This is a genomic window from Acinetobacter sp. 479375 (assembly GCF_000581715.1).
Lineage (GTDB): Bacteria > Pseudomonadota > Gammaproteobacteria > Pseudomonadales > Moraxellaceae > Acinetobacter > Acinetobacter ursingii.
Genome location: NZ_JEZN01000026.1, coordinates 24,232 through 31,101, shown reverse-complemented (window position 1 = coordinate 31,101; position 6,870 = coordinate 24,232). Strand labels below are relative to the sequence as shown.

Sequence of the window (6,870 nt, the reverse complement as noted above, 5' to 3'; positions counted from 1 at the left end):
TGACAGTATTGTTTATACAGATCACTGGCATAGTTATAATGCTTTGGACATAGCAGGTTTTAGACATTATAGAATCAATCATTCAAGCCATTTTGCGAATGGGCATAATCACATCAATGGCATTGAGAATTTCTGGAATCAGGCGAAAAGAACGCTAAGAAAATATAATGGAATACCCAAGGATTCTTTTCACTTGTTTATTAAGGAATGTGAGTTTAGATTTAACTACGGTAGTCCAAAACAACAACTAAAAACTTTGCGGTTTTGGACTGAAATTTGAATCTTATCTAGTACAGCCCCTAAAATAAATAATAATTAATCTATTAAACGATTTAAGCGTTGCTGAATAATTTCTTGTGCTTCAGTCATAATGCCTTGAATGAGATCGTGGCAGCTTGGAATATCATGAATTAGACCTAACACCTGTCCTGCGGAAAGTAAGCCTGCATCGACATCACCCGTTTCTAAAGCCATACGACCTTTTGCACCAGACACATAAGGACGAATATCTTCAAATTGAATATCAGGTTTTTGACTCAGTTCAACCACCAAGTCTGAGATACTGTTTTTAGCCACTCGAGTGGTATTGCGGAACTTTCTAAAAATCAGGTTGGTAGAGCGTTCGTCCTGATTTAAATAGTACTGCTTAATTTTTTCATGAAGGGGTGCTTCTTGCGTCATACAAAAACGCGTTCCCATATTGATGCCTTCTGCACCCAATGCCAAAGCAGCCACCAAACCACGGCCATCGGCAAACCCGCCACTGGCGATGAGTGGAATTTTGACTTGATCGGCAGCGGCTGGGATCAAGATCAGTCCAGGAATGTCATCTTCACCCGGATGCCCAGCACATTCAAAACCATCAATTGAAATGATATCTGCCCCCATACGCTGGGCAGAAAGCGCATGCCGTACCGACGTACATTTATGCAGCACCGTAATATGATGCTTTTTAAAATCTTCAATGTGTTCTTGAGGTTTATTGCCCGCGGTTTCTACAATCTTGACGCCACTTTCGATAATGGCTTGACGATATTCGGCATAAGGTGGCGGATTAATCGCGGGTAAAAAAGTCAAATTCACTGCAAAAGGTTTATCCGTCATGTCGCGGCAACGCTGAATTTCTTTGAGTAGGTCTTCAGGGCTTGGTTGAGTCAGGGCTGTCAATGTGCCAAGCCCTCCTGCATTTGAAACAGCACTTGCTAATTCAGCTCGTCCGACCCACATCATCCCGCCCTGAACGATAGGATATTCAATACCAAGTAATTCGGTTACACGCGTTTTCATTGAAGAGAATCCTTGTTTTTACTTCGATTTGATTGATAGTTTGATCTTACTATAGTGTTTTGTTTTTTTATAATTGAATATGTATTTTTAGAAACTTTATTTCATTATGCGGTATTTGTAAAAATACCAATCACTTAGGATTGGTATTCAATATTTTATAAAATTAGGACGTGTTAATGGTTTTCTTTTTTAAGAACGTAAAGATCAGCCATCGCACCTTCGATTTTATTACCTTCCATATCTAAAGCTGTCGCGGTGTTTTCACCAATAAAGAATTGACGATGATCTGGTTGAGTATCCAAAACAATTACTGAAGGTTTTTGTTCATCAAATTTAAATGTGCCTTTAGTTTCGATTGGCTTACCATCGCTTTTGCCGCCTAGATAAGTTTCTTTTAATTCAAAAGTTTTATCCGCTTTTAATTCGAGCTCTGTTTGGATGCCTTCACAATCCGCACAAGGTAATTTGCCTTTATAATCACCCGCCCAATCTAGAGAATTTTCAGCTGTATGAGCTGTATCAACAGCCGTTGCTGTTTCAGCAGGAGCGGAGGCAACAGGAGTTTGGTCAGCAGCAGAGGTCGTTGTTTCAGTCTGATTTTCTTTTTTTGAACATGCCACTAATAAAGTACTGGCAATTGCAATCGCAATAAGTGATTTTTTCATATCGATTTATCCAAGTTTTTTGAATCAGAGATTAGCCTACAAAATTACACGTTCTGTAAATAGTAGCGATATGTAAGCAATTTGAACAAAATCATTGTTTTAGTATCAATTTAGTTGTGTTGTGTAGGCTTTCATCAATTGATGAGGCATCAGTCAGATGTGACACCACCCAAAGATTGGCATGCAGATTTATATAGTTGATATTGCTGTTCAACAACCTCATCAAGCGGCATATCAAACAGGCTTTCCCCTTGCTTATATTGTTCAATATAGTGGCTGGCTTTTTGTTTACTTACTGCTAAAGATTGCTGATGAAAAGTGTTGATATTACTTTGAGGCATCTCATGAACTTCAATATTTTTGCACTGAAAATGTTCAAGCATTTTTTCAGCACGTTTAATTTCACTCGAACTTCCAAGTACGCAGCCGAATAATAAGCTACACGTGGAGATCACCAAGAAAAGTTTCATAAAAATTGAGTGAAAATAAAAGAAGCAAATAGTTTATAAGGATTTTAAAGTAAAAAAGTTGGCATATTTAAAAAAACTGCTTAATTTTTGGCTAATTAAGCAATTTTATCTCGATCGGAAAAATTAGTTTTTTACCAGACCACCATCTACGATTAAATTTTGGCCTGTAATAGCACGTGACCACGGCGATAAGAACAGTAAAACAGCATCGGCAAATTCTTGCGGCGTGGTGGTACGTCTGAGCGGAGTCGATGCCGCAATTAAATCAAATACCGCATGAGGTGTTGCTTTACTGGCATCAGTCGTTTGGAGTAAACCACCTGAAATCATGTTGATATTGATTCCATATTGACCGAGTTCATGCGCACTGGTACGTGTGAAAGCCAATAAAGCTGCTTTGGCAGCAGTATAGTCATGATAGGGCACTACAGGATTTTGTACCAGATTGGTTCCAATATTTACCACACGGCCGAACTGCGCTGCTTTCATATCCTCAAGTCCAACCTGTAGGGTATTTATTGCGGCTTTTACAGCACCTTCAAATTGTTGCTGCATATCGTCCCAATTTAAGTTTTCAATATGCGGACGCGCTTCCCCATTAAATTCAAATTTGATTAATGCATTATTGACTACAGATGTAATTCCACTACCAAAATGATGTTTTGCAGCTTTAAACATTGCTAAAACTTGATCAGCTTCAGTGATATCTGCCTGATAGATCAAAGCCTGATTTGGAAATTGTTGTTGCAAATCTTGTGCGGCGCTATGGCTATTGAGATAGTTGACTACAACACGAGCCCCTTGTTTGAGTAAAGCTTGAGAAATTGCTAGGCCTAGACCACGCGCTCCCCCTGTCACCAGCACAACTTGTTCTTGAATTTCCATGTCAAATCACTTTTTAGAGAGTACCAAGATGACTTAAGATTAGGAAAAACCCAGTCTGAAATCAAACCTATATTGTTTGAGGATTGATGATAAATAGAGCATATAGTTTGCAAAAGCATCATTTGCAAGTTATTGGTGCAATTTTTGCATTATAACAATACCCTTCATATTTCGTTATAAAAGGAATGCAATGAATCAACCACAGGACTTTACAGCCCAAAGGTCTAAAGCTTTGTGGTATGCCGAGTTGGAACTAGGATTTAAATATGATGGTCAACGCACCATTATGAATCATCGTAAACATTATGGTCCTGTTCGGGTGCAAAAAATGCTGTGGCCTGAAAAGACAGGGGTGTGCCATGCCATTATTGTGCATCCACCTGCTGGAATTGCAGGGGGTGATCATTTAACGTTTCAAATTTCTACTCAAGAAAATGCCCATGCGGTAGTGACGACACCTGGCGCAGGGAAATGGTATAAAACCAATGGTAAACAGGCATTTCAGCATATTCATTTACAGGTAAAAGACCATTCGATTTTGGAATGGCTTCCTCAGGAAACCATGCTATTTGATGGTGCCAATGCCCATTCAGAAACCCGTATTCATCTGGGTCAAACTGCGAGTTTTATTGGTTGGGATATGCTGGTATTGGGTCGACAGGCCAGAGCTGAAACTTTTCAAACAGGCGCCTATGCCAATCAGTTTAAATTGTATCGTGAGCAGAAACTTTTAGTGGCAGATACATTGCGTTTTAAAGGTCAGGATCGTTGGTTATCTTCTTGTTTAGGCATGAACGGTTATGCGGTCATGGGAAGTTTTTGGGCGGTGGCTCCTGAACAATATCGTGCAAGTTTTTATCTAGAACAACACATTGAATTAATCCGTGAATTGATGGTACGTATGAAAGTGCCTGTTAGATTAACGTTATTGGACGATGTGATCTGTGCGCGTTTTTTGGGAGATGACGTGCGTGCGTGTCACGATGCATTTGCAGCTATTCGAGCCAGACTGCGCCGCTACTGGTTTAATCTGGATGAGGAATTTCCGCGTATTTGGCGCACTTGATATATGGCTTATTCAATACTGCTGATGAGTCGCATGACATATCAAGATCATTATCACAATTTGTGCATATATTTTGCTTAAATTAAACCATCAAGATTAGGAAGAATTCATGGAACTTAATCCGACCGAAAAAGACAAAATGCTGATTTTTACTGCGGGATTGGTGGCAGAGCGCCGCAAAGCCCGTGGGTTGAAATTGAATTATCCAGAAGCGGTGGCTTTTATTTCAGCAGCTTTGCTTGAAGGCGCGCGTGATGGAATGAGCGTGGCTGAATTGATGCACTATGGCACCACACTGTTAACTAAAAATGATGTGATGAACGGTGTGCCTGAGATGATTGCCGAAGTACAGGTCGAAGCGACTTTCCCTGATGGTTCTAAATTAGTTACGGTTCATCAACCGATCGTATAACAATAATAAGGAGAGCAAGATGATTCCTGGTGAAGTAATCACCCCTGACAGCGAAATCGAGTTAAATGTCGGACGCCAGACTTTAAAAGTCAGTGTCGCCAATACGGGTGATCGTCCAATTCAGGTCGGTTCGCATTTTCATTTTGCTGAGGCCAATGATGCCTTGCAGTTTGATCGTGAGCAAACTAGGGGCTATCGATTGAATATCGCCGCAGGTACAGCAGTACGTTTTGAGCCGGGGCAAAGCCGTGATGTGGAACTGGTGGCATTGGCAGGTAAACGTGAAGTGTATGGTTTTGCAGGGCGTGTGATGGGCGCATTGGATTAAAAAGATAAAATATTACAGAGAAACTTATTATGAAAATGTCACGACGTGCATACGCTGAAATGTTTGGGCCAACGGTGGGTGATCGAGTTCGTTTGGCGGATACCGAACTATTTATTGAGGTTGAACAAGACTTAACCACCTATGGCGAAGAAGTCAAGTTTGGTGGTGGTAAAGTCATTCGTGATGGGATGGGACAATCGCAACTCTTGGCAGATGAAGTTGCCGATACGGTGATTACCAATGCCTTGATTGTGGATTGGTGGGGTATTGTCAAAGCCGATGTTGGTCTTAAAAATGGCCGAATCTGGAAAATTGGTAAAGCTGGTAATCCTGACATTCAGCCAGATATTACCATTCCACTAGGCGCCGCAACCGAAGTAATTGCAGGGGAAGGGCAGATTCTCACTGCGGGAGGTATCGACACCCACATCCACTGGATTTGCCCGCAACAAGTCGAAACAGCGTTGATGTCTGGTGTGACCACGATGGTCGGTGGCGGCACTGGCCCAGCAGCGGGAACATCGGCAACCACGGTCACACCAGGGCCGTGGCATATTGCAACCATGTTACAGGGTATTGATGATTTACCGATGAATATTGGATTGTTAGGTAAAGGTAACTTAAGTTTGCCCGATCCGATTCGTGAACAGATTAAAGCAGGTGTGGTAGGACTCAAACTGCATGAAGACTGGGGTTCAACGCCAGCAGCTATTGATAACTGTTTAAGCGTAGCAGATGAGTTCGATGTTCAAGTAGCGATTCATACGGATACTTTAAATGAAAGTGGTTTTCTGGAAGAAACGTTGGCGGCATTTAAAAATCGAACCATCCATACTTACCATACTGAAGGTGCGGGTGGTGGACATGCGCCAGACATTTTAAAAGCGATTGGTCAGGCCAATGTTTTGCCATCTTCAACCAATCCGACTCGTCCCTATACCATCAATACCATCGATGAGCATCTGGATATGCTGATGGTGTGTCACCATCTTGATCCAGCAATTGCCGAAGACGTAGCATTTGCAGAAAGTCGTATCCGACGAGAAACCATTGCTGCGGAAGATATTTTGCAGGATTTGGGTGCAATTGCGATGATGTCTTCTGATTCGCAAGCGATGGGGCGTGTCGGTGAGGTGATTATTCGGACTTGGCAAACTGCGCATAAGATGAAAATTCAACGCGGTGCTTTAGAGGGCGATAATGCCACGCATGATAACAATCGGGTGAAACGCTATATTGCCAAATATACGATTAATCCTGCGATTACGCATGGCTTAAGTCATGAAATCGGTTCGGTGGAAGAAGGGAAACTGGCAGATTTAGTGTTGTGGAAACCCGCTTTCTTTGGGGTAAAACCGTCCATGATTATTAAAGGTGGCATGATTGCAGCAGCACCGATGGGCGACATCAATGCCTCGATTCCAACGCCGCAGCCTGTGCATTATCGTCCGATGTTTGGTGCTTATCCGCGTGGCGTGCATAACACCTGTATTACTTTTTTATCACAAGTTGCTATTGAAAATGGTGTGGCTGAAAAGTTAAAACTGAAGAAATTGATTAGCCCCTGTAAAAATACTCGTAATATCACCAAAGCGGATATGAAGCATAATACGTATTGCCCCGTGATGGATGTACATCCTGAAACCTATGAGGTACGTGCCGATGGTGAACTATTGACCTGTGAACCTGCGGATGTATTGCCAATGGCACAACGTTATTTCTTGTTTTGATGATTAAAAATAAGTACGAGGAATTGT

Annotated in this window: 9 protein-coding genes; 5 read left to right on the top strand and 4 right to left on the bottom strand. The window is 41.7% G+C overall.

The annotated features are described in order from the left end of the window. A partial coding sequence (locus J500_RS17195; RefSeq protein ID WP_034698995.1) for an IS1595 family transposase occupies positions 1 to 280 on the top strand: 280 nt, incomplete at its 5' end. Between the two features lie 35 nt (positions 281 to 315). On the opposite strand, the gene J500_RS14830 is transcribed toward J500_RS17195, so the two are convergent. From J500_RS14830 to J500_RS14815, 4 genes are all read right to left on the bottom strand, one after another. Continuing rightward, positions 316 to 1,287 (bottom strand): NAD(P)H-dependent flavin oxidoreductase, encoded by a 972-nt coding sequence (locus J500_RS14830; RefSeq protein ID WP_034700286.1) that lies wholly within the window; start codon positions 1,285 to 1,287, stop codon positions 316 to 318. Positions 1,288 to 1,460: 173 nt separating this feature from the next. Continuing rightward, the gene (locus J500_RS14825; protein ID WP_034700284.1) at positions 1,461 to 1,952 is read right to left on the bottom strand and encodes a copper resistance protein NlpE; all 492 of its coding nucleotides are present in this window, start codon (positions 1,950 to 1,952) and stop codon (positions 1,461 to 1,463) included. A gap of 149 nt (positions 1,953 to 2,101) precedes the next feature. Further along, positions 2,102 to 2,422: a hypothetical protein gene (locus tag J500_RS14820; protein ID WP_034700282.1), complete on the bottom strand. Its 321-nt coding sequence runs from the start codon at positions 2,420 to 2,422 to the stop codon at positions 2,102 to 2,104. A 123-nt stretch (positions 2,423 to 2,545) separates the two neighbouring features. Then, entirely contained in the window at positions 2,546 to 3,307 is a 762-nt protein-coding gene (locus tag J500_RS14815) for a 3-oxoacyl-ACP reductase (protein ID WP_004996350.1), read from the bottom strand. Positions 3,308 to 3,497: 190 nt separating this feature from the next. On the opposite strand from J500_RS14815, the gene J500_RS14810 reads away from it, so the two are divergent. From J500_RS14810 to ureC, 4 genes are all read left to right on the top strand, one after another. Beyond that, positions 3,498 to 4,373 carry an urease accessory protein UreD gene (locus J500_RS14810; protein WP_034700279.1) on the top strand — a complete coding sequence of 292 codons (876 nt, stop codon included), beginning with the start codon at positions 3,498 to 3,500 and terminating at the stop codon, positions 4,371 to 4,373. 109 nt (positions 4,374 to 4,482) lie between these two features. Next, positions 4,483 to 4,785 (top strand): urease subunit gamma, encoded by a 303-nt coding sequence (gene ureA / locus J500_RS14805; RefSeq protein ID WP_034700277.1) that lies wholly within the window; start codon positions 4,483 to 4,485, stop codon positions 4,783 to 4,785. A gap of 19 nt (positions 4,786 to 4,804) precedes the next feature. Next, a complete protein-coding gene (locus J500_RS14800; protein ID WP_034700275.1) occupies positions 4,805 to 5,113 on the top strand; it encodes an urease subunit beta in 309 nt (102 codons plus the stop codon). 29 nt (positions 5,114 to 5,142) lie between these two features. Next, on the top strand, positions 5,143 to 6,843 hold the full coding sequence (gene ureC, locus J500_RS14795; protein WP_004990527.1) for an urease subunit alpha: 1,701 nt from the start codon (positions 5,143 to 5,145) through the stop codon (positions 6,841 to 6,843). Positions 6,844 to 6,870: the final 27 nt, after the last annotated feature.